This window comes from Pyrobaculum sp. (genome assembly GCF_049971835.1).
Classification (GTDB): domain Archaea; phylum Thermoproteota; class Thermoprotei; order Thermoproteales; family Thermoproteaceae; genus Pyrobaculum.
This window is the reverse complement of the sequence record NZ_JBMFKV010000021.1, coordinates 1-18,888: the sequence shown is the minus strand read 5'-3', so window position 1 is coordinate 18,888 and position 18,888 is coordinate 1. Positions and strand designations below refer to the sequence as shown.

The following is an 18,888-nucleotide window of genomic DNA, read 5'->3' as shown; positions in this document are numbered from 1 at the left end:
AGATTGCGGAGGGCCGCATAGCCGTCGAGAACTGCGAAGTGGAGGCGAAGGCCGAGGGGCTGGAGAGGCTTGTCCTCGAGGTGGCTGGCGGGTACGTCTCCGTGGAGGCCGATCTCAAGGTGTTGAAGGCGGAAGTGACGGGCGGGGCGGTGGAGATGGACGTCGCCGCGGCGCCGGGGAGGATAGACGTGGAGGCCGCGGGGGGCGCCTTCGGCGGGAGGATACGCTACCAGCCCTTCGACGGCGAGTCCGTAATCAATGTGGAGGCGGCCGGAGGGGTGGTGGAGCTTGAGCTGGGACTGCCCGAGGAGGTGGGCTTTAACGCCGTTTCCAAAGTGGCGGGGGGCGTGGCGAGGTTGCCGCCGCCGAGGGCGGGGAGGCGGGGCACTGTGACTCTAAACGCGGAGGTGGCTGGGGGCGTCGTGGAGGCGCGTTTAGCGTAGACGCCCAGCCTCGAGGGAGACCTCCTTCCATTTTTCCCTCAGCCTCCCCATTACGGTGGGCTCTATGTCCAGGGCCATCGAGGCGTCTACTAGCTTCTGGTAGCGGCTGGCCACGTCGCGGTACCACCCCAGCAGACCCTCGCCGCGCCTCTTATCTGAGCGCATGGCCTCCAGCAACCTGTCCATCTCGGCGAGGAGGGACTCCGCCGCCTCCTCAATCACGGCCCTCGCCATGGGCCTCAGCTCTCTGTACTGCTCCTCGGTCAGCGGCAACACGGCCACCTCAAGAGTGGGCCCCCGGCCCTCGGCGTCCCACCGCTTGATGATCTCCCTCTTCAAGGCCTCTACCGCCTTCGCCAGCCTCTCCCGGGGGGTCCAGGTGAGGTAGAGGCCTGGGAGTAATTCCACACCCCCCACAGCCCTCCTAGCTCTCCTCATCACCTCTTCGCTGTCTGACTTCACCACGACGAGCAACACGCAGTCCCCCTCGGGGTGTGTATTAAAACTTCGCGGTTGCGGAAGATTTTTTATTAAAGGCCGCGGGCTTTTTTCGGTGATGTGTTCGGCAGAGGTTGAGTGGTGATGGGGCTTAGCCCTAGCTGACCGCCGTGTGGGGATAATACGCAAATATTATCTCCTGGAGTTTGCTGAAAGTTTCAATATACCCCAAGGACCTGTTTTATAAGTCCATTAGCTAAAATAAAGTGAGAATAGTGCTGGGGACGCCTATAAACGCCGTGCCGAGGCCGTGGCTCTACTTCGACGTCCCGGCGCTGATGATCAACGCACTTGAAGTTAAGAGGGACCCCCGCGCCGTGCTGGGCTACGAGGGGGAGCTTTGGGTAGACTCCGGAGGCTACCAGATACTGAGAAAAGGCCTCTCCGTAGACGTGGATAAGATAGCCGAGGTATATAGGCGGGTCGACGCCCAGCTCTACCTCTCCCTAGACGTGCCCCCTTCCCCAGGCGACCCCTCCGACGTCGCCGAGAAGAAGTTTGAAAAAACATACCGGAACTGGGTGAGGCTGAGGCGGGCCGTGGGTGACAGCGTCGTCCCAGTACTCCACGTGTATAGAGACGAGGCCCTCTTCTTCAGATACCTCCGCCTCTACCTGGACGCCCCCGCCCTCGCCATCGGCGCGGCGGTGCCCTACGTCTTGATCACCAGAGGCGCCCCGCCGGGGTCGCGGATGCTCGCCCTCCGCCTTATAGCCAGGGCGAGGCGGGAGTTCAGAGGGCCCCTCCACGTCCTGGGGATGGGTAGCCCCTCGGTTACGCCTATTCTCCACGCCATGGGTGTGGACAGCACGGACAGCGCCACCTGGCGCCTCAAAGCCGCCTACGGCAAAGTCATACTCCCAGGCGGCGGCGAGAGGCACGTCACAGACAGAGCAGTCAACTTTGGCAGGGCCAAGCCCCGCGACGGCGAGCTGGAGGAGCTCTATCACTTCCTAAGAGAGACTGGGTTCCCGGCGCTAGACGGCTTCTACGAGAGGATAAAGACAAGCTTCGAATACAGGGCCCTGGTCAACGCCTGGGTAGTGACGAGGTCGTGGACCCAGCCCCCGCGGACCCCCGTCTTCAAAAAGCTATACCAAGCCGTGGCCACGGCATAGTTTTTATACACATGAGAATATTCTCGCATGAATATTCTCAAGAGAAGAGAGTGTAGGAGGGTGGCCGGGGCCGCCGGGTGGCTGTTGGTCTACGGGAGGAGGAAGGTGGGGAAGACTTTCACCCTCAGGAACTGCGCCAGGTACGACCTCTACATCACTGTGACTAGGTCGGGCGAGGCGCTCATCGGCGATGACCTCTGGCGCCTCGACGAGGCCCTGCGCGAGGTGGTAAAGACGTTGAAAAGGGGGGGCTCCGCCGTGGTAGACGAATTCCAGAGAGTGCCCGAGAGGTATTGGGACCTGGTCGCGTCGGCCCACCCCCACGGCTCACTCATAATAAGCGGCTCCAGCTTCGGAATGCTTAGAAAAATCTTCGACTCCCGTAGCCCCCTCCTGGGGCTATTCGACGTCTATAAAATGGGCTTGATCAAATACGCAGATGCCCTAGCCCAGCTGAGAGATTTCCAGAAGGCGGCTCTATGGCGCGACCCCTGGACTATCTCCATCGTGGCCCACCCGCGGGAGGCCGAGGAGAAGATATACGCCCTCTACATGTCCGCCATGGGCCTCATCGGCGAGGTGTTTACAGAAGAGGAGAGGACCATCACTAAGCTGTATCAAGTAGTCCTCTCCGCCCTCGCAGAGGGGGAGTGGAACTCCGCCGTGGTGGCTAACTACGCCGCGGCGAGAGGCCTCGACGTCACCGCCTCCACCGCCAGCGCGTATCTAAACAGACTCGTTGAGATGGGGCTAGTCGAGAAGATTCCCATATACGGCTCTAAGAGGAGCTACCACCGCATCTCCTCCACCCCCCTCCGCCTCGCCCTATACGCCGAGGCCAAGTACCACATATCAGAGGGCAGGGCCCCCGGCCCCCTCCCATGGGGCGTGGAGTTGCAGTTCAACATAGGAGAGCTTCTAGCCGAGGCAAAGGGGGGCCAGCTAGCCTACCTCCCACACGGAGACGTAGACGCCGTGGTGATTACTGCGGAAGGCGCCGTGGGTTACGAAATCAAGACAGGCCCCATATCTAGACAAGAGGCGCGGCGGGCCGTGGAAAAGATACGCAGAGCCGGCCTCCCCCGCGCCGGGCTTGTGAGCCTCGCCGAGGAGCCGCCCCGAGACGTCGCAGACGAGGCCTACGGCCCCCAACAGCTGGTGGAGATGGCCCAGTCGATATTCAAGACATTCACCCACGGCAATTTTTATTAACACCGACAATCTGGGTGTTGCGAAGTATAGGCTTGAATCCTTCGCCCAAGATTTGAGACGCGTTGCCCCCGACATCGCCGATAAGATAATAAACTAAGGCAAACCCCCCCTCATGGAAAAATTAATATACGACCTTAGGTTGGAATGTGGATTAGCTTGTTAATTACTGGACTCCTATTAACAGCCGCGCCAGCGTTGGCAGATCAGTTGGGTTATTTCCACGCATTTGTTCAGCCTATAAACTCGTTTACTGACTTCTGTGTAGATGAAAAAGCTGTATACTTGTTGGAAGATTTCGAAGGCTTGACTCAAATAATAGTAGTAGACCTCGTCGAAGGGAGGTTGGCTAGGTGGGTAATAAATGGCTCGTGGATAAGATGCGCCGCGCGCGGCCCCCACCTATACCTATTGAACCCCAGTGGTCGCCTGGCTGTATACGACGTAAAGAGCCGCAGTTTAATTCGCAGTGTAAGTCTCCCTCCTTATCCGAAGTTCGTGGCAATATCTGCGGATAAGCTGATAGTTGGCTACCCAGAGATTGTGGAGATATACCAGGTAGACACTCTAAAGCTTGAATATCGGATGCAGATAGAACCCTACGACTATCTGATCTTACAAGACGGTGTCCTTATCGACACTCCGAGAGACTGGATACTGGTCGGCGATGAGATAGTTACAATAAATTTTTCTCTGGTGAGGTGTTGCCCTGTGAAAATAGGCGATGTGGTATACGTGCTGACGCCTAACGGTACGCTGGCCCTTTATCAAGGGTCACGTAAGATTAGAGAAGTGCCTTTATCGGAGCCGTGGGGAGTAATAGAAACAGACGGCCGATACATATACAAAATAGACAAACATCAATATTTAAACGTAGTTGTATATGATAAAGATTTAAATAAAATTAATAATTTCACACTGCTAGAAACTAGTACCGGTATGTTGGGCTTGCACGGACGTATGAAAAGGGCGCGCTTTTATCAAAGCGGCAACTCCACAGTCATTTTTACTGAGAACTGGGTAAAAATCTCTATATTTAAAGTAGATGTGAAGAAGATAAAGCCAGGGCGCCTTACGGTGTGCTACATCACTCTATTACTCAGAGATGCGCCGGCGAGCATAAACCATTTCGTTACGTCACGGCATGGCCCTTGTTTAACCATCCCTAGGTTAATACCAGGCGTGTATGAAGTAAGGGCCGAGTCTCTCCTATGGGGACTTGAGTACTACTGGCGGGGAGAGGTTACGCCAGGTAGCGACACGACAGTGTACATACACCATCAAAACGATGTATTTTTAATATTTGCGATAGGTCTAGCGGTTTTTGTAACTGTATATAGACTGGTTGAAAAAACATGGCCTCAATTTTCGTAGTAATAATATCCGCTCTTCTAATGGCGCCCTTTGCGCTAGCTAACGCCGTGGGCGCGGATCATATTTATGTAGATGCGAGAGTGGAAGTCTATGTATACGATAAAAACAGTGGGGTAAGAGTAGCTGAGGTCCCTGTTGACGGCGTTGTGCAGAGCTACGCCGTAGCTGGAGACGTGTTCTTCGCAGTAACCGTGCCTTACTACACAGATGGTACCAGGTGGGTTAAGCGTGGCAGATACGCCTTGTGGAAAATAGGACCGGGGGGTGTTGAGCGCGCTGTGGACTTGCCGAGTTTTGCATATGCTCACGTAGGCGCGGACTGCCGCAGTGTCGCGGTGTTGTTAATACATGAGGGAAACGCCACGCTACTCCTCTACACCCATGAATTTAGGCTTCTCTTATCTACCGAGCTGGAGCCTGTTGAGGGGGCGCAGTTGGTGGGGAGCGGGTGCGGGTTATGGCTGGCGGTGTTGAGAGAGGGGCGCACTGTGCTCTACCACGTGGGGGACGGCGGGCTTGAAAAAATCTTTGATCTAGATCTACCCGCTTATGTGATGCCCGACATGAGGGGCGGCGTGTATGTCATAACACAGCGCCATACCTACCACGTGGCGGCAGGCCAGGTTCTCCGCGTGGGGGAGGGGTACGACAAGCCCATAGTTAAGCACCTAGTTGTCAGAGAAGGGTACTACCTCGTTAGCGACGGCGGAGTGGTGGCCTACTTCAAGCCTGGGGGAGAGATGGTTGAGATATACGGGGCGGGTCTATTCTCCTGGGCGATGTCGGACGGGGAGTATATCTACGTCCCCAACGGCCCGAGGGGTTTTGTGAAATACCGATATGTTCCAAATGGGACGCTTACGGTTAGAGTTCTTGGGGAGGTGCCCCATGTCATAGAGGTCGAAGGCGCTGGGCTGTCTGCCGAAGGCGTACTAGGGCCTGTGAGAGTATTTGCCCAGAGATATACTGTAAAAGTAGAGCACTGTGGGGGGAGTAGGGAGGTGGTCGTGGAGGTGAAGGACGGCGGCGAGGAAACGGTGGCCATTAGGCTAACCGGCGTGAGGATAAGAGTAGAGGTGCTGGACTTTTTCCGGCGCACCTCAGGCTACTTGTCAACGGCGGCGTACGGGAGGGCCACATGCGCATCTGTGCTGTCTGACAAAGGCGTGGCTGAGGTGGTTGTGCCCGGCGGTGGCGAGTACAGCCTCGTCGTGGCGTACTACATCTCTGAGGGGGGTGCGGGCTACGTCTTGGAGAAGGTCAGGCGGCTGAGGTACACTGTAAAAACAAGCGACGACGGTTCGGTGCTTGTAGAACCAGGTAGAAACATTATTAGAGGCTACGAGGAAAGCCCGGGCATGTACTTCGCGTGGGGCCGAGGCGAGGTTACAATTCAAATATACAAAGACGGCGTGACATACTTAGAGGTCATTATGGCGGGAGCACTCGCGGCTCTGTACATGAGCTGGCGCCATGTAAAAAAGCGCCTAGGTGGCTACACGCAGACAAGACGTTAAAGAGCTCTCCTTCCAAAATCTCAACGCTGAGCACCCCCGACCTATGCAGATTAACAGCCCCAACCCCGCCTCGAGAAACCCCGTATGCCTCAGCCGCTCTAAAGGCCGTGGGCTTCTGGGGCTGACGTGTTAATTCGCCGGCGTATGTTGCCATAATCCGCGGATGTGGTGATTAAAGTCCACGGCGCCTATATTGACGACCACCTGGTAGCGGTGAGGTCTTGATCGCAGACGCCGAGATCTCAGTCGTTTAGAAAACTACATCTCCAGATGGCGGTGGCGGCGCGCTAAAACATATATACTTAAGAGAGTATATGTACTGTGGAGAAAATTCGCACCAGCGTATACATAGACGCCGCGATTTGGAAGAGGCTTAGAGAAGAGGCGGCCCGTGAGGGGATGGACGTGTCGGAGCTACTGGAGAAGATTCTAAGGGAGTACTTTGGAGAGATACCCGTCTCCACAGAGGAGCTAGACTTCGAACCTGTCGACCTAGGACTGCGGGCTTCTCGCCTAGTTAGAGAGATGAGAGATGAGGCTTTATCTAGACACTAGCGCATTTGTGAAGAGGTACATAAAGGAGGAGGGCTCTGAAGAGGTGAGAAAAATATTTATCTCTGCCTACAACGGCGACGCGGTTTTACACATGCACTTGTTCAATGTGGGCGAGGCCCTATCCGCAATTCACAAAGCCACGAGGAGAGCCGGCCGGCCCGAGATCTACCCCCTCCTCAAGAAGAGGTTGCTGGGAGACGTGAGGAGGTTGACAAAACTAGGCGCCATGAGGCTGACACCGCTGACAATAAGCCAAATCCTAGAGGCGAGCAAATACGTAGAAAAACACAGCCTATACATCGTAGACGCCTTGCAGATAATCTCCGCCATCCAGACAAACTCAGAATTGATAACAGGCGACGAGAAGCTCTGCAACGTGGCTGAGGCTGAAGGAGTTAAGTGCAGACAAATCTAACTGCAAGAGGTCTTTGCCGCCTAAAACAATTTTTATTAACACCGACAATCTGGGTGTTATGAAGTACAGGCTTATGGACGTCTTGGCGTGTCCCTACGACAAGACCTTCCCCCTTAGACTAGTCGTTATTAAGCGTACGGAGCACCCCGAGAGGCAGTACACGTGGCCCCGGAAGCCCTTCTGCGAGGAGTACTGCTCCTACCGCGACCTAAAGATCAAGGAGCACCCCAAGCCAGACACCCTCCCATGTGAGGAGTGCCACAGGTGGGAGATAGAGACAGGAGTCATATACTGCCCCACATGCGGCCGGTGGTACCCCATAATCGAGGAAATACCCCGCATGCTCCCCGACGAGTTGAGAAACGAGAAGGAGGAGCTACAATTCCTGGAGTCCGTAGCCCCAGACCTGAGGCGCCTCGCCCCCGACATCGCCGACAAGATAATAAACCAAGGCAAACCCTTCAACCTCTCCAAAAAATAGATGGGAAAAGCCGGTTGCCTCGCCCTCTGCCTAGCGCTCCTATTCACAGTAGCGGCAGGAGCCAACTGGAAAGAGATAGAGCTATACATCCCCAAACCACATGTATACGACTTATACCACTGTAGCGACGCCCACGCCATCTACATGGTCGTCCCCGCGCCCCCCGACGTGTCCATACACATAGTAAATCTAACGGATGTATCTGTAAGGAGAGTTGGTATTAAAGGCGTTATACCTGGGTATGTGGGAGGTGTCCAATGCGCAACCGCTGGGGACAAAATCTATCTATTTACGGCGGATTCTGTTGTAATATACTTCCTTAGATATAACGCCTGGGTTAAAATCCCGTACCCAAACAGGGCGGTAACCCCCCTTGACCTGGCTGTGGCGTCCCACCAAGACCTCCTCTACATACTCAGAGAGGTCGACGGGAGGAGAGTAATTGAGATACGCGACCCGCGCGATTTTAGCCTAGTCGACACAATCCCAGCGGACGGGGTATACGCGATTAAGAGCTTCCCCGACGGCGTCTTGGCCTACGGATCAAATAACGTCACTGTGCTCGGCCAAAACAAAACCTTCACGACGCGCTGGTTTATGGGGGCGGCGTTGCTAAAAGGCCGTCTGTACATAGTGGGCGGGGCAGACGAGATAGAAACCGACGGAATCGCCGTGAAGAAAGCGCCACGCGATGACGCGGTGGCCCTAGACGCCGACGGCAACTACCTGTACCTAGCGGTCCGCCGTCTACATCCGCAGGGCTCGCTGGAGGAGGTGTATGTGTACGACGCCGAGCTGAGGCATGTCTCAACCCTACTTCCGATTGGATACTATCACTTCCTCACTAAACCCTCGCCTCTTGTGAAAGTCGGCAACTACACAGCGCTTATCCTAGTTGGGCATCCGCAGTGGATATCAAGATACCACTATGGCAACTACCTGTGGATTAAGGTGTTCTACACCACGGACATAGCCAGCATCAAGCCTTCATCGCTACAGATTTGCAAACTCTTTACATATATAGGATTTTTCGAGCTGTTAGTCAACTACAATAATTTAATGCAGTATAATGGAGTTGGCATTAAATGTATAAAACTGGCGAACCTACTCCCGGGGCGCTACTACGTCGACGCTGACAATTCCGCCATTGTGTCGCTCTTCTGGCTCCCACACGCCGTCCGCGAGGTGGTGGATCTCAAACCCGGCGAAGATCGCTTCATCCTACTCTACGACAAGTCCACCGTCTACGTGGGGCTGGCGGCGGCGCTGTACGTGGCGCTTCTGTACTGGAAGCTCAGACGACGCGTCAGCGACATCAGCGATCTGCTACGCTGATAAAAGCCTCGCCGACGCACGGCAACGCGCCTGGCATCTACAGCGGATCAACATATATAACGCGGGTCGTGGAGCGATGTAGATGTCCAGCAGATGCCCCTTGTCAAATAGGTCTGCCCCTAGGCGGCGGGGGGAGCGCCCCAAGAGTTGGCGAAAGGCGGTATTGGCTATAGTGCAACACGTTGCTATCACACCACTACGCCGACTCTGTTTGACACATGACTAAACACCGCCTGCTCTACACAGCCGTAGCTGTCGTACTCCTGGCGGCGTTGCTGACGGCAGTAGGAGATCTCTGCGTAGGCAAGAACTATGTCTACCGCACAGGCTTCTCCGTTGAGATTTATGACAAAAAAGCCTAAAGCTACACGACTGGATAGAGGTACGCTCGGCTCATCTTGTATGTGTAGCCGAGGGCGACGACGCCTACGCATTTATAGGCGAAAGCCTCGTCAAGCTGACGCCCCGGGGTATCGATAAGGAACTTAAGCTGAGTGGCTGGTGGGTTTACGGCCTGGCGCCTACATGCGGCGGCGTGGCCGCGTTGATGAACAACGGTAGCCACTGGTCGCTCAGAATCTACAACCAAGACCTAGAGCTCATCGACCAATCTGTCTGGCGTTCAGAATCTGCGTGGTGGCAGGTGGCCGCCAGCGGTTGCAAGATCTGGCTAGCCGAGCCGCCGCCAACGCCGGCGCTGTACGTCTTGAATTCGGGCAACCTAACAAGAGTCTTAACGCTGAATACAACTGGCGTGGCTGTACCCGACGGCAGAGGCGGGGTGTACTACATCGGGAGGGACTGGATCTACAGAGTCGACGAAGGCGGCGTGTCTATCGTAGGTAGAGGCTTCCATGCGACGCCAATTGCCTATGCGGTGACCAAAAACCGCCTGTACCTCCTCGACGTTCAGAGCGTAGACGCGTGGAACTACATCAAAAGCATCATACTCGTCGATCTTGAAAAGGGGGCTGTGGTGGGGAGGATCTACACCCCAGAGGTGGATAGAGTAGCGACAGACGGGGAGCACCTCTACTTCTACCTACAGCGCCACTTTCTTGAAACCGGCCGTCTAGAGAGGCGTAGCTACGTGCCCAACGCCACCATCTACCTCATTAGGAGGGGTGGCCCCCATGGCGTGCGTATAGGTATCGAGGGGGTAGGCGAAACGCTTGACGAGGTGTTCGGCCCAGTAAAGCTGTGGCCGGGGATATACACCGCCTATTTGGAGCACTGCGGCGTCAGAGAAGAGAAGCGTATATACGTAGCCGACGGGATGTCAGGATACGTCGAGATGGAATTCGACGCAGTCACACTACGCTTTGTCCCCGTGGACTTCTTTAGAAGACCCGTGGAGAGCCACATAGGCGTAGCGGTTGGCGACTGCCACAACTACACCTCACCTGGCTACGAGACAAGGCTCGTGTTGCTTAAGGGCAAGAAGTACGTAATCGACGTCACCTACATGCCGATAGAACGAAGCGGGGGTAGATACTTCGAAGATCTGCGCCAAGTCAGACTCGACGTAGAGATAGGCCGCGACGGATCCGTCAAAATCTCCGCAGACTCTCCCTTTGTCCACATGGGCGACGCCGTGTACCTATACCGCGACGGGATTACCTACATGGAGGTTTTGACGGCGGCGGCCGTGGTGCTTCCGTCGCTCTACGCCGTGGACAAAATCGCCAAGCTCCTCCACAAGACAAGAAGCCGCGCCGCGGCGCCGCGGCACAACCAGCCGCAGACAAGCGCCTAAGGGCGGTGTCGCCAACCACAGCCCAAACAGCGCTCCGCGGCCACGTAGACGCTTGACGACGGCCACAGGCAGAACTTTGCACATTTGTACGAGCTAAGGCTTATATGGAGAGCCTCTAGAGGTGGTATGAGATTTCTTATTGTGTATGTCGTCGCTGTGGTTTTTCTCCTCGCAGAGGGGATGCCTCACAAGGTGGAGGTGGCTATGACGTATAAGTATATGGTCACTGTGTGTAGCGACGGCCCATATATCTACATCGTAGACCTGGGCGACAAGACCGTTCTGCATGTTGTTAACCTAACTAGTCTTTCAACCTCCCGCGTCTATATTGACGACTACGTGGCAGACTGCGTCGCAGACGGGGGCAGGGTTCTGCTCTTCTCCAGGAAATATGTCACGATCTACGACGCTGTGGCCAACAGATTAACCAGGCTGGAGTATAACAACTCCAACATTGACGGACCATTTTATAAATATGTGGGGAGGTTAGGCGACAAGGTGTTAATAGTCAGGTACATAGACGGGAGGGGCTACCTAGAGGTGAGGCGGCTTTCCGACTTCGCGCTACTGGAGGTCCTCAGCGGGGAGCGGCTGGGACCTATAAAGGAGTCTCCTCACGGCGTAGTCGTGTATATGTGGAACGGCACAGCGCTACTCTTATGCGGCGCCGATGTGGAGAGGCTTGAGGTGGGGCTATATACGCGAGTTGTGTGCCTTGGCGACGGAGTTCTTCTCTACAACTCCACCTCATTGGTGAAGATACCAAGGGGGCGCGGCACGGCCGTCGCGAAGGGGATCGACGGCGTTGAGCAAGTGTTTGTAGATGGGGAATATGTCTACGTAGTGAGGAGGCGCGGCCTCAACGTCGTGGAGGTTTTGGTTTTCGACGGCGAGCTTAGACAGCTGGGCAGATTTAACATCGTTTCCTACAGTGATGTCTACATCCACAGATTTAGAAACGACAAACTAGCTTTTGTGACTTGGGGTGAGTTTGGCGGCAGAAAGGCAATCATTCACATAGTCGATTTACGAAACACCGCGGCTAGCAACCTCACCATATGCATCTACTCGCTATCGCTGAGACTGAAATGTGTGATTGTGGACAGGGCATTGGTGGCCATGGTGAATTACCCAGGTTGTGTCACTGTAGACAATCTCCTCGCAGGTACCTACCTAGTCGAGACGTATCTAGACTGCATACGCCCACACCACGGCGAGGTAAAGGCCCTTCAGCCAGGCGGTGCCAACCTGGTGGTGTTCTACGATGACCACATACTCTACCTAGCTATGGCGGTGGCGGCCGCGGCGGCGTTCTACATAAAGAGGAGGGCATGAGGGGACTTCTACTTCTCCTCTACCTGGCGGCAAGCGCGTCGGCTCTCTGCATTGGGAACTACTACATATACGCCCTGGGGGACGCTGTATATGTCTTTGAGAAACACACGTTGAGGCTTGTAAACTCTTTCCAACTTGAGGGAGGTGTAAACGCGGCGTTAGCGATAGGATGTGTAGTTATTGGAGACAGCCTATACCTCGGCGTGGCGACTGGCTATAGCTACATAGTCGTCAAGGCGGGCCCCTTGGGGGTGGAGAGGCGTCTGGAAATCGACGGGCTCGTCGCGTTGACTAATCACTGCGGTAGAGTCGCCGTTCTTGTGGATAACATGTCCCACATCGCTATTAAGTGGTTCACGCCAAATCTCGAGTTTGTGGAAGATGTGTGGTGGAGTAAAGCCGATGCATACTACATGCTTGTCTCCAGCGGATGTGAATTATGGCTCATTGAATACAACTGGCCGCCTTGGAGAGTCGACATATACTACATCGGTGTCGGCGGCTCCCGCACCTTGATGCACACAGCTGGGGAGCACGGCGAGGTGGTTCCCGACGGCGACGGCGGCGTGTACTACATCACGCCGACGAAGTGGCTGAGGATTAGCAAATACGGGGTCGTTAACATTGGCCGCGGGGTGCGGGATTTAATACACAAAGCGTTTATCAAAGGCGACGCCATATACGCGGTGGCTTTGCAGTCTCCCCACGGCCCCAACTACGTGACAGTGGCCAGATCCTGGGGGGAGGTGGAGAGGATATACCTGGGCTCCCGCCACGTGGAGCTAGCCGCAGACGGCGGCTACATCTACATCTACTACGGAGGGAGCCGTCTGGAGAGGCGCCCCTACCTGCCGAACGGCACAGCCGTCGTGAGGGCGGCCTCCGACATTAAACTCGGAAATGTAAAAACCGGTATCATAGGCGTGGGTGAGGTCGGGGGGCCGGTCTACGGGCCTTTCAAGGTGCTGGCCGGGAGGTATGTGGGATACGTGGCCCACTGCGGGGGTGTCAAGAGCGTCGAGTTTGAGGTAGGCGACGGGGAGGCTAAGGAAGTTGTAATAGAGGTTAGGGGCCATCATGTGAGAATTGTACTTGTGGACTTCTTCAGGCGTCCTCTAGACGGCCACCTCTATGTCGGGATCTACGGTAGCGTCGCCACGTGTTTTCGAGATATTGCGAAGTCCCCCCTAGACGTGGTGTTGCCAGAGGGCGAGTACAAGGCGGGGGTATCATTCTTCAGAGACGTGGAGAGGGGCGGCTACCGAACAGAGGAATATATCACCACGTGGTATTCATTTCGTGTAGAGCCCGGCGGCCGCATTGCCCTGCGAGATATGTCACTGGACAGGTTGTTCGCAGTGGAGGGCAACACGCTCTACATTTACCGCGACGGGGTTACCTACCTCGAACTTTTGCCAGCGGCCGCGTTGTTTGGCGTCTTCTACGCGCTGGACAAGTTCTCCAGCGCGGCGTCCAGACGTCTAGGTAGGCGATGATGCGGCTGGTGTTAGCCTTGGCGGTATTGGCCACTTTGGCTCTCGGCCAGGTTTATCTTATCGAGGGCGTCGTGGGTGGGGTTTTTGTCGACGTGTGTAGCGGCGGTGGGCGTGTATACGCCGTCGAGGTTTTCTACGACCTGCCCAGTCCGAAGTCGCTGGTGCACGTAAAAGGCGATGTGAGCGGCGTAATTGAGGTGGAGGGTGGGATCGCCGCATGCGCCGCGTCTGAAAGCGGGCTCCTGTTGCTGACGGGTGGCGGGGCCTATCTATTTGACAAGTCGCTGAGGTATTTGGGTTTCGTGTCTCTCAACGGCTCTCTGTGGTATGGCAAAAGCGTCGTCGTCGGGGACGGCGTAGTGGCGTTGCTGGTGGGTAGGGGGGAGCGGAACTATGTCGAGATTAGGCGTCTCGACGACTTCTCGCTTGTGTCTCAGCGAGAGGTTGGGAGGTTTTACGAATATGTAAACTGCGGGGGCGGGTTCGCCCTTATGCGGGACGACGCCGTAACTATCATTACGATTGACGGTAGCGAAATTGTCAGCACCAACCGCCTTCTACGCTTCTATAGTTTTGTCTGTCTAGGCGATTCTATCTACATGTATTGGAATGGTAGAATTATCAAGATGTCTAGAGAGGAGTCGGCGAGTCTTGAGCTCCAGGGCAACTTTCCATCGGTATACACCGACGGGAGGTATATCTACGTCAAGATCGTGGCGGAGCCAGATCCGCAAGCCAACACACCTGCGTTGAACTACCTATACGTCCTGGACAGCGATTTGAGGATATTGTGGGCGGCGGCTTACTTCGGCAAGGTGGTGGAGTTTCTCCAGAAGCCAGGCGGGAATAAGACTCTTGTAGTGGCCAGAGACGTAAGTGGGAGTAGCGTCTTTATCGACGAGCTTGATATCGGAGGAGGCCCACCCGGCTCGCTGACATTTTGCTACTTCGGGATCAACCCCGCTGGCCGTATTACTGTTTATGTAAATTTTGAGAGCTTTCCGGGGCGATTTGGATGTGTTTCAATTCCGGCGGCTACTCCCGCGAGGTACTTCTTTGAGGTATATCGCGTCGATTTTCCGTCTGTGCCGTCTCCGTGGAGAGATGTGGTGAGCGTGGAGGCGGATAGACACGCGGTTCTCATAGTGACAGACGGCTTGTTGGAGTCTGTAGTAGTCTTCTTATTCCTAGTCCTAGCGGTGTACGTATGGGAAAGGTTGCGCTCGCCGCGATACTACTCTTAGCCGCAGTTGCGGCGGTAGGCGTGCCGAAGCTGTGCGACATGGTGAAGGGGCAGACGGCGCCGGCGGGAACCCCGCCGCAGCAACGCTTCGACGGGGACGGCTGGGTTGACGTGACTATCCGCGTCGTGGACTTTTTCGGCAGGCCGGTCAACGCCACGATGTATATATACGCCAGGGGTTTTGTAAAAACCGTCTACACCGGCTCTACATTTCAATTCAAGGTGCCCAGGGGGATGTGGCACCCCGTGGAGATCTGCGTGTGGAGGGTGGAGCGGCACAGCTGGGGGGAGTGGGAGCGCGCCACATGCGGTGTGTATTGGATAACTGCCGACGGCGAAAACGGCGCAGGTGTAATGGGGGACTGGTTTAGCTACTTCAGCTTCGGGGAGCCCGTGATCTACATTTACTACGACGGTGCTGTCTACACAGACTTCATATACATCGCGGCGGCGCTCCTCGCGATGTATCTTGGAGAGAAGGCGTGGGGGCGGGTCAAAAGGCAGCACGCGCCTCGGTAGACCTCGGAGGCTGTGGATGTGCTGACCCGCGGGTCGTATAGATGGGGCCTTTGTAGAGATACGCCGCGGCAGCGGCCATGAAGAATATGTGTACAAGGTCAGGCCTCGCGGCGTAATATGCATGGCCGGCGGGGGTGGGGAGCGAGGCCACCCCCGCCGCGGCGAAAACTGCGCCTAGGAAGGCCGGCCCGCGGCGGCGCCCGTCCCAAAGGAGAGCCGCGGCGAAGGCCGCCTTGGCCAGCCACGCAAGCCACAGCGGCACTGCATAGTTCTCGGAGTATATAGGGGGGTAGGAGAGGTACACAACCCCACCCGTGTTGAGGAAGTAGGAGGCGGCCCCGAGCGCGGCGACTGAGAGGGGGAGGGGCGCCAGCCTCCTGTTTCTCAACACGGCGGCGCCGGCGACTCCAGCCGCTATGTACTGCCACTGGAGGCCCCAGTGCAACTTAGGCCAGATGATCCCCAGCGCTGTGACGGCGGCGAAAAGCGCCCCCCAGCCCCACCTAGTCTCCACGAGGGTAGACACCGCGGCGAAGGCCGCGGCGAAGACTGCCCCCGTGTAGCCGTGCGGCACGAGGGCTGAGGAGACGGCGGCGGCGTAGGCGAGGAGGCCCAGGGGCTTTCTCGCCTCCAGCGCCGCGATGCCTATGGCCGCCGCGATGAAGTGGTCGGCCTCCAGATCTCTCATGTGCGGCAGAAGGAAGAGGGCCGCCGCCGCGGCGAGGGCGGCCAGAGTGGCTGGGTCGCGCCGCAGGATGGCAAGCGCCCACGGGATAAACGACACGGCGTAGAGGAGGGGCCGGGAGGCCGCCGGGGCCGCGTAGCTGAGGGCGGCCGCCGCTGTCAATCCCGTGAGGACTATGGCGAGGCCCCAGAGGCCGGTGGCGAATATGCGGGGGTCAAAACTCCGCCGAGACATAGGACTTGCACCTCATTTCGAGGTGGAGGACGTCGCTAAGCGTCTTGCAGAGGGCCGCCGAGGCGATCTTTGCGATGTAGTTCCACTGGAGCCCCCTCTCCAGGGGGACCAGCTCGGCGTCTTGCGACCTGTGGCGCGCCACGGAGTTAACAAGAACGTAGAGGCTCCGCCCCACGGAGAGGGCCTTCGTCTTCACGTCGTAGTGCGGCCAGAAGTCCCCGCATCTGTAGACCACCACCAGGGCCTTGGCGAAGATTCTCGGCCAGGTGAACATGAGGCTGTCCACCCTCACGTCCGCGGCGGCTTTACACGGCGTGCCGAACTTCACCGTGTACTCCGCCGGCCCCGACGCCGAGAGGGACACATTTTCAAAATCCACCTCGGAGAGCTCGGGGATCTCCACGCAACAATCTCCCACCAATCTTTAAAACTTTCCGCAGGCTCTGGGACGTGGAGGCATGCCGCCCCGAGGTACTCGTCGACTCGGCCTGGGACCGCGCCGGTATTGCGATAATCGCCGTGGTGTTCATAGCGGTGCTGGCCCCGCACGCCATGTGGGCCGTGCCTATAGTGCTCCTCGCCTCCGCCGCGACTACAATACTCGCGGCCAAGAGGTTTAACAAGGCGTCGAGAGCCGCTGAGCTGGTGGACTGCGGAGGGGCGCTTAAGAGGCCCGTGGCGGCCCGGCCCGGCTACGTGGTGTCGTACTACCACGACGCGGGGAGGCACAGCACCATTTACTTTAAGTTCGAGCCGGCGGGGGAGCCCACGGTGCTGTCCCGGCTCGAGTGGACACACGCCAGGGGGTACATAGTAGCGGCCTCGGGGTATAGGCTGTACCTCTGGCTACCCGCCTACGAGATACTGGACGACTGTTGCCGCGGCGTCTACATCGCCGCTGTTGATCCGGCGTTTCTCCCCCAGAGAGGCCCGGTGCAACTCACCCTCTCCACGCCGGAGGGGGACTCCGCGTCGGCAGGCCTAGCCCTCAGAGGCGCCGTGCTGGAGGCCGAGCTGACTTTTTGGCCCGTCAAGGCCAGGTCGGCGCGGCTCGAGCTCCACGTAGACACGGGACACCACAGATTCAAGAAGGTGTTGCTCGCCGCCGAGAGCGGATCTAGACGCGTCGAGCTGGACATCGGCGGGAGGCCCAGGCTCTACATCATCAAAGGCGCCGTCCCCCCGACACACGCCGGTACCCTCGGGATAGAGCGCGAGGGGCTGTTGGGCTACGGCGGGGGCGGCGAATACACTGCGAGGCTTGTGATCGACATACCCCTAAGACCAGACTACCACGTAGACGCCCAGCTGTAGAAACGTGGACACGGTGAGGACTCAAAAAATTGACAACCCGACGAAGCCGAGCTCCAAGCCGCTCTCTCAAATAGTGATGTATCCCCCCTAGGCGTCTACATTCGCGGTTCGCCAGTAGCTGGCGGAGAGACTCGCACAGCGCACACGGCCCCCGCGTCTGGCCCCCCGGCGAGGCCGTAAATGTAGCCGCATCGCAAACCACGCGAGGCGTCTTTACTAAACCTGCTAATATACGTCTTTTTTCTTTAAGAAGCGGTTGGGATTTTCGGCTTCAAAAATTTCCTAGCCTGTGGTGTTGCCGTCGTTAGTGGGAGAATCCTCTAGGCGCCTTCGCTTCGCGTTTCCCGCGGTTGCTACGCCTCACCTGGTGGATATCCTTAGGAAGCTCCCCGTGGCGTTGTACAGCGGCTCCCCAAGCCTCAGCTTTGAGACGTCAATTGTGGCATTGACTACGTATGAGCAACGGCTGAGCACAGGGCCTAATATCTCTCTCTTAACCCCCACCTCAGCCCACTCCGGCAGAGCTATGTATACTCCCGAATTACTAAAAACCACGGTGGCGTTACGGAAAGGTATCGGGGCTCTGTAGACAAATGTAAGATACCCCACGCTTTTATTTACATTAACGACTAACAAAACATCTACAGGATACAAGACGGGGTTCATGACAATTGTCTTGTTTTTGACATATCTAGCATAACATTTTAACACCAGGTTCTCGGGGAAGGGGTCTGTCCTACTCGGCGGCTGGGCCGACGCCGGCCTTACAAACACGACGTAGGTTTCGTTTCCCACTTTCCCCGCCGCGTGGCATATATAGCCCCAACCCGGCATCCAGTTAATCGGCGGAGAGGGGGACAAGACCACATCTCCATTATACTCACAAGGCCCCCACACCACCCCACTTACCTCTGTAAAAACGCCAAGGCACACCACTTCTAGTTGAAGCTCGCAGTGATCCACCTCGTCGCCCACAGTCACATTGGCCTTAGCCACGGCGCCGCCGCCCCGCGAAGTTGAGAAAAGCAAGACGGCAAGTATAGCGGCAAGGACGCTGAGTAAGAGGAAAAACTTCACCGAATGGGATCTACGCTGAGACACCCGTAGCATATTGGTAAGAACCTATATTTTTAAGTCTCACTGCTGAACGCGCCAGAACCTCCCACCTCTAAACAAAAGGACGGCGCACCTCTTAACTACCGCAACGGCGTCGTAATCCCTTGTAACGACGGCGCACCCAGCCCCGCACTCAGCCTCGCACAGCTCCGCGGCGTATATCTCGGCGGGCCTCCGCTCGGAGAGGCGGCAGTCCAGCCCATAACGCCTGCACATCTCCAAGTAGCGCCTAGCGAGAGGCATGT

The 18,888-nt window shown here is 56.8% G+C and carries 20 protein-coding genes and 2 pseudogenes; 16 read left to right on the top strand and 6 right to left on the bottom strand.

What is annotated here, in order from left to right; genetic code table 11:
* Positions 1-443: pseudogene (locus ACP5J3_RS03330) on the top strand (winged helix-turn-helix domain-containing protein); the annotation flags it as partial.
* Here ACP5J3_RS03330 and ACP5J3_RS03325 read toward each other — a convergent pair.
* Positions 435-920, bottom strand: coding sequence for a hypothetical protein (locus tag ACP5J3_RS03325; protein ID WP_428494352.1), 486 nt, complete (start codon positions 918-920; stop codon positions 435-437). The pseudogene ACP5J3_RS03330 and the gene ACP5J3_RS03325 sit on opposite strands and share 9 nt — an antisense overlap.
* 227 nt (positions 921-1,147) lie before the next feature.
* Here ACP5J3_RS03325 and ACP5J3_RS03320 point away from each other — a divergent pair, with 227 nt between their 5' ends.
* From ACP5J3_RS03320 to ACP5J3_RS03280, 9 genes are all read left to right on the top strand, one after another.
* Entirely contained in the window at positions 1,148-2,059 is a 912-nt protein-coding gene (locus tag ACP5J3_RS03320) for a tRNA-ribosyltransferase (protein WP_428494351.1), read from the top strand.
* Between the two features lie 27 nt (positions 2,060-2,086).
* Positions 2,087-3,271 (top strand): AAA family ATPase, encoded by a 1,185-nt coding sequence (locus ACP5J3_RS03315; RefSeq protein WP_428494350.1) that lies wholly within the window; start codon positions 2,087-2,089, stop codon positions 3,269-3,271.
* Positions 3,272-3,415: 144 nt separating this feature from the next.
* Positions 3,416-4,642: a hypothetical protein gene (locus tag ACP5J3_RS03310; protein WP_428494349.1), complete on the top strand. Its 1,227-nt coding sequence runs from the start codon at positions 3,416-3,418 to the stop codon at positions 4,640-4,642.
* 80 nt (positions 4,643-4,722) lie between these two features.
* Positions 4,723-6,159, top strand: coding sequence for a hypothetical protein (locus ACP5J3_RS03305; protein ID WP_428494348.1), 1,437 nt, complete (start codon positions 4,723-4,725; stop codon positions 6,157-6,159).
* Positions 6,160-6,480: 321 nt separating this feature from the next.
* Positions 6,481-6,714 carry a ribbon-helix-helix protein, CopG family gene (locus tag ACP5J3_RS03300; RefSeq protein ID WP_428494347.1) on the top strand — a complete coding sequence of 78 codons (234 nt, stop codon included), beginning with the start codon at positions 6,481-6,483 and terminating at the stop codon, positions 6,712-6,714.
* On the top strand, positions 6,692-7,129 hold the full coding sequence (locus ACP5J3_RS03295) for a type II toxin-antitoxin system VapC family toxin (RefSeq protein ID WP_428494346.1): 438 nt from the start codon (positions 6,692-6,694) through the stop codon (positions 7,127-7,129). The genes ACP5J3_RS03300 and ACP5J3_RS03295 overlap by 23 nt, the downstream gene beginning before the upstream one ends.
* 58 nt (positions 7,130-7,187) lie before the next feature.
* Positions 7,188-7,610, top strand: a complete 423-nt coding sequence (locus ACP5J3_RS03290) for a Trm112 family protein (RefSeq protein WP_428494345.1) — start codon at positions 7,188-7,190, stop codon at positions 7,608-7,610.
* Entirely contained in the window at positions 7,611-8,945 is a 1,335-nt protein-coding gene (locus ACP5J3_RS03285) for a hypothetical protein (protein ID WP_428494344.1), read from the top strand.
* Positions 8,946-9,163: 218 nt separating this feature from the next.
* Positions 9,164-9,307, top strand: a complete 144-nt coding sequence (locus tag ACP5J3_RS03280; protein ID WP_428494343.1) for a hypothetical protein — start codon at positions 9,164-9,166, stop codon at positions 9,305-9,307.
* Positions 9,308-9,309: 2 nt separating this feature from the next.
* Here the strand turns inward: ACP5J3_RS03280 and ACP5J3_RS03275 are convergent, their stop codons facing one another.
* On the bottom strand, positions 9,310-9,510 hold the full coding sequence (locus ACP5J3_RS03275) for a hypothetical protein (protein ID WP_428494342.1): 201 nt from the start codon (positions 9,508-9,510) through the stop codon (positions 9,310-9,312).
* Here ACP5J3_RS03275 and ACP5J3_RS03270 point away from each other — a divergent pair.
* The 5 genes from ACP5J3_RS03270 to ACP5J3_RS03250 all read left to right on the top strand — a co-directional run bounded on the left by ACP5J3_RS03270 (position 9,493) and on the right by ACP5J3_RS03250 (position 15,294).
* Positions 9,493-10,701 carry a hypothetical protein gene (locus ACP5J3_RS03270; RefSeq protein ID WP_428494341.1) on the top strand — a complete coding sequence of 403 codons (1,209 nt, stop codon included), beginning with the start codon at positions 9,493-9,495 and terminating at the stop codon, positions 10,699-10,701. The genes ACP5J3_RS03275 and ACP5J3_RS03270 overlap by 18 nt on opposite strands.
* Positions 10,702-10,827: 126 nt before the next feature.
* Entirely contained in the window at positions 10,828-12,036 is a 1,209-nt protein-coding gene (locus tag ACP5J3_RS03265; protein ID WP_428494340.1) for a hypothetical protein, read from the top strand.
* Positions 12,033-13,532 (top strand): hypothetical protein, encoded by a 1,500-nt coding sequence (locus ACP5J3_RS03260; protein ID WP_428494339.1) that lies wholly within the window; start codon positions 12,033-12,035, stop codon positions 13,530-13,532. The genes ACP5J3_RS03265 and ACP5J3_RS03260 overlap by 4 nt, the downstream gene beginning before the upstream one ends.
* Positions 13,532-14,776, top strand: coding sequence for a hypothetical protein (locus ACP5J3_RS03255; RefSeq protein ID WP_428494338.1), 1,245 nt, complete (start codon positions 13,532-13,534; stop codon positions 14,774-14,776). Before ACP5J3_RS03260 ends, ACP5J3_RS03255 begins: the two co-directional genes overlap by 1 nt.
* Positions 14,740-15,294 carry a hypothetical protein gene (locus ACP5J3_RS03250; RefSeq protein WP_428494337.1) on the top strand — a complete coding sequence of 185 codons (555 nt, stop codon included), beginning with the start codon at positions 14,740-14,742 and terminating at the stop codon, positions 15,292-15,294. Before ACP5J3_RS03255 ends, ACP5J3_RS03250 begins: the two co-directional genes overlap by 37 nt.
* Here the strand turns inward: ACP5J3_RS03250 and ACP5J3_RS03245 are convergent.
* Both ACP5J3_RS03245 and ACP5J3_RS03240 read right to left on the bottom strand, forming a co-directional pair.
* Positions 15,269-16,213, bottom strand: a complete 945-nt coding sequence (locus ACP5J3_RS03245; RefSeq protein WP_428494336.1) for a hypothetical protein — start codon at positions 16,211-16,213, stop codon at positions 15,269-15,271. The two genes, ACP5J3_RS03250 and ACP5J3_RS03245, sit on opposite strands and share 26 nt — an antisense overlap.
* Complete coding sequence (locus tag ACP5J3_RS03240; protein ID WP_428494335.1) at positions 16,194-16,616, bottom strand: hypothetical protein; 423 nt, start codon at positions 16,614-16,616, stop codon at positions 16,194-16,196. Before ACP5J3_RS03240 ends, ACP5J3_RS03245 begins: the two co-directional genes overlap by 20 nt.
* A gap of 47 nt (positions 16,617-16,663) precedes the next feature.
* Between ACP5J3_RS03240 and ACP5J3_RS03235 the strand changes: the two genes are divergently transcribed.
* The gene (locus ACP5J3_RS03235) at positions 16,664-17,527 is read left to right on the top strand and encodes a hypothetical protein (RefSeq protein WP_428494334.1); all 864 of its coding nucleotides are present in this window, start codon (positions 16,664-16,666) and stop codon (positions 17,525-17,527) included.
* Positions 17,528-17,887: 360 nt separating this feature from the next.
* On the opposite strand, the gene ACP5J3_RS03230 is transcribed toward ACP5J3_RS03235, so the two are convergent.
* Both ACP5J3_RS03230 and ACP5J3_RS03225 read right to left on the bottom strand, forming a co-directional pair.
* Complete coding sequence (locus tag ACP5J3_RS03230; protein ID WP_428494333.1) at positions 17,888-18,637, bottom strand: hypothetical protein; 750 nt, start codon at positions 18,635-18,637, stop codon at positions 17,888-17,890.
* Between the two features lie 27 nt (positions 18,638-18,664).
* A pseudogene (locus ACP5J3_RS03225) lies at positions 18,665-18,888 on the bottom strand (hypothetical protein); the annotation flags it as partial.

What these genes read in the sequence shown, in the direction of transcription:
- ACP5J3_RS03315 (WP_428494350.1), top strand. Translation starts at nt 2,087, where the DNA reads ATGAATATTCTCAAGAGAAGAGAGTGTAGGAGGGTGGCCGGGGCCGCC.
- ACP5J3_RS03310 (WP_428494349.1), top strand. Translation starts at nt 3,416, where the DNA reads ATGTGGATTAGCTTGTTAATTACTGGACTCCTATTAACAGCCGCGCCA.
- ACP5J3_RS03295 (WP_428494346.1), top strand. Translation starts at nt 6,692, where the DNA reads ATGAGGCTTTATCTAGACACTAGCGCATTTGTGAAGAGGTACATAAAG.
- ACP5J3_RS03290 (WP_428494345.1), top strand. Translation starts at nt 7,188, where the DNA reads ATGAAGTACAGGCTTATGGACGTCTTGGCGTGTCCCTACGACAAGACC.
- ACP5J3_RS03285 (WP_428494344.1), top strand. Translation starts at nt 7,611, where the DNA reads ATGGGAAAAGCCGGTTGCCTCGCCCTCTGCCTAGCGCTCCTATTCACA.
- ACP5J3_RS03280 (WP_428494343.1), top strand. Translation starts at nt 9,164, where the DNA reads ATGACTAAACACCGCCTGCTCTACACAGCCGTAGCTGTCGTACTCCTG.
- ACP5J3_RS03270 (WP_428494341.1), top strand. Translation starts at nt 9,493, where the DNA reads ATGAACAACGGTAGCCACTGGTCGCTCAGAATCTACAACCAAGACCTA.
- ACP5J3_RS03265 (WP_428494340.1), top strand. Translation starts at nt 10,828, where the DNA reads ATGAGATTTCTTATTGTGTATGTCGTCGCTGTGGTTTTTCTCCTCGCA.
- ACP5J3_RS03260 (WP_428494339.1), top strand. Translation starts at nt 12,033, where the DNA reads ATGAGGGGACTTCTACTTCTCCTCTACCTGGCGGCAAGCGCGTCGGCT.
- ACP5J3_RS03255 (WP_428494338.1), top strand. Translation starts at nt 13,532, where the DNA reads ATGCGGCTGGTGTTAGCCTTGGCGGTATTGGCCACTTTGGCTCTCGGC.
- ACP5J3_RS03250 (WP_428494337.1), top strand. Translation starts at nt 14,740, where the DNA reads ATGGGAAAGGTTGCGCTCGCCGCGATACTACTCTTAGCCGCAGTTGCG.
- ACP5J3_RS03245 (WP_428494336.1), bottom strand. Translation starts at nt 16,213, where the DNA reads ATGTCTCGGCGGAGTTTTGACCCCCGCATATTCGCCACCGGCCTCTGG.
- ACP5J3_RS03230 (WP_428494333.1), bottom strand. Translation starts at nt 18,637, where the DNA reads ATGCTACGGGTGTCTCAGCGTAGATCCCATTCGGTGAAGTTTTTCCTC.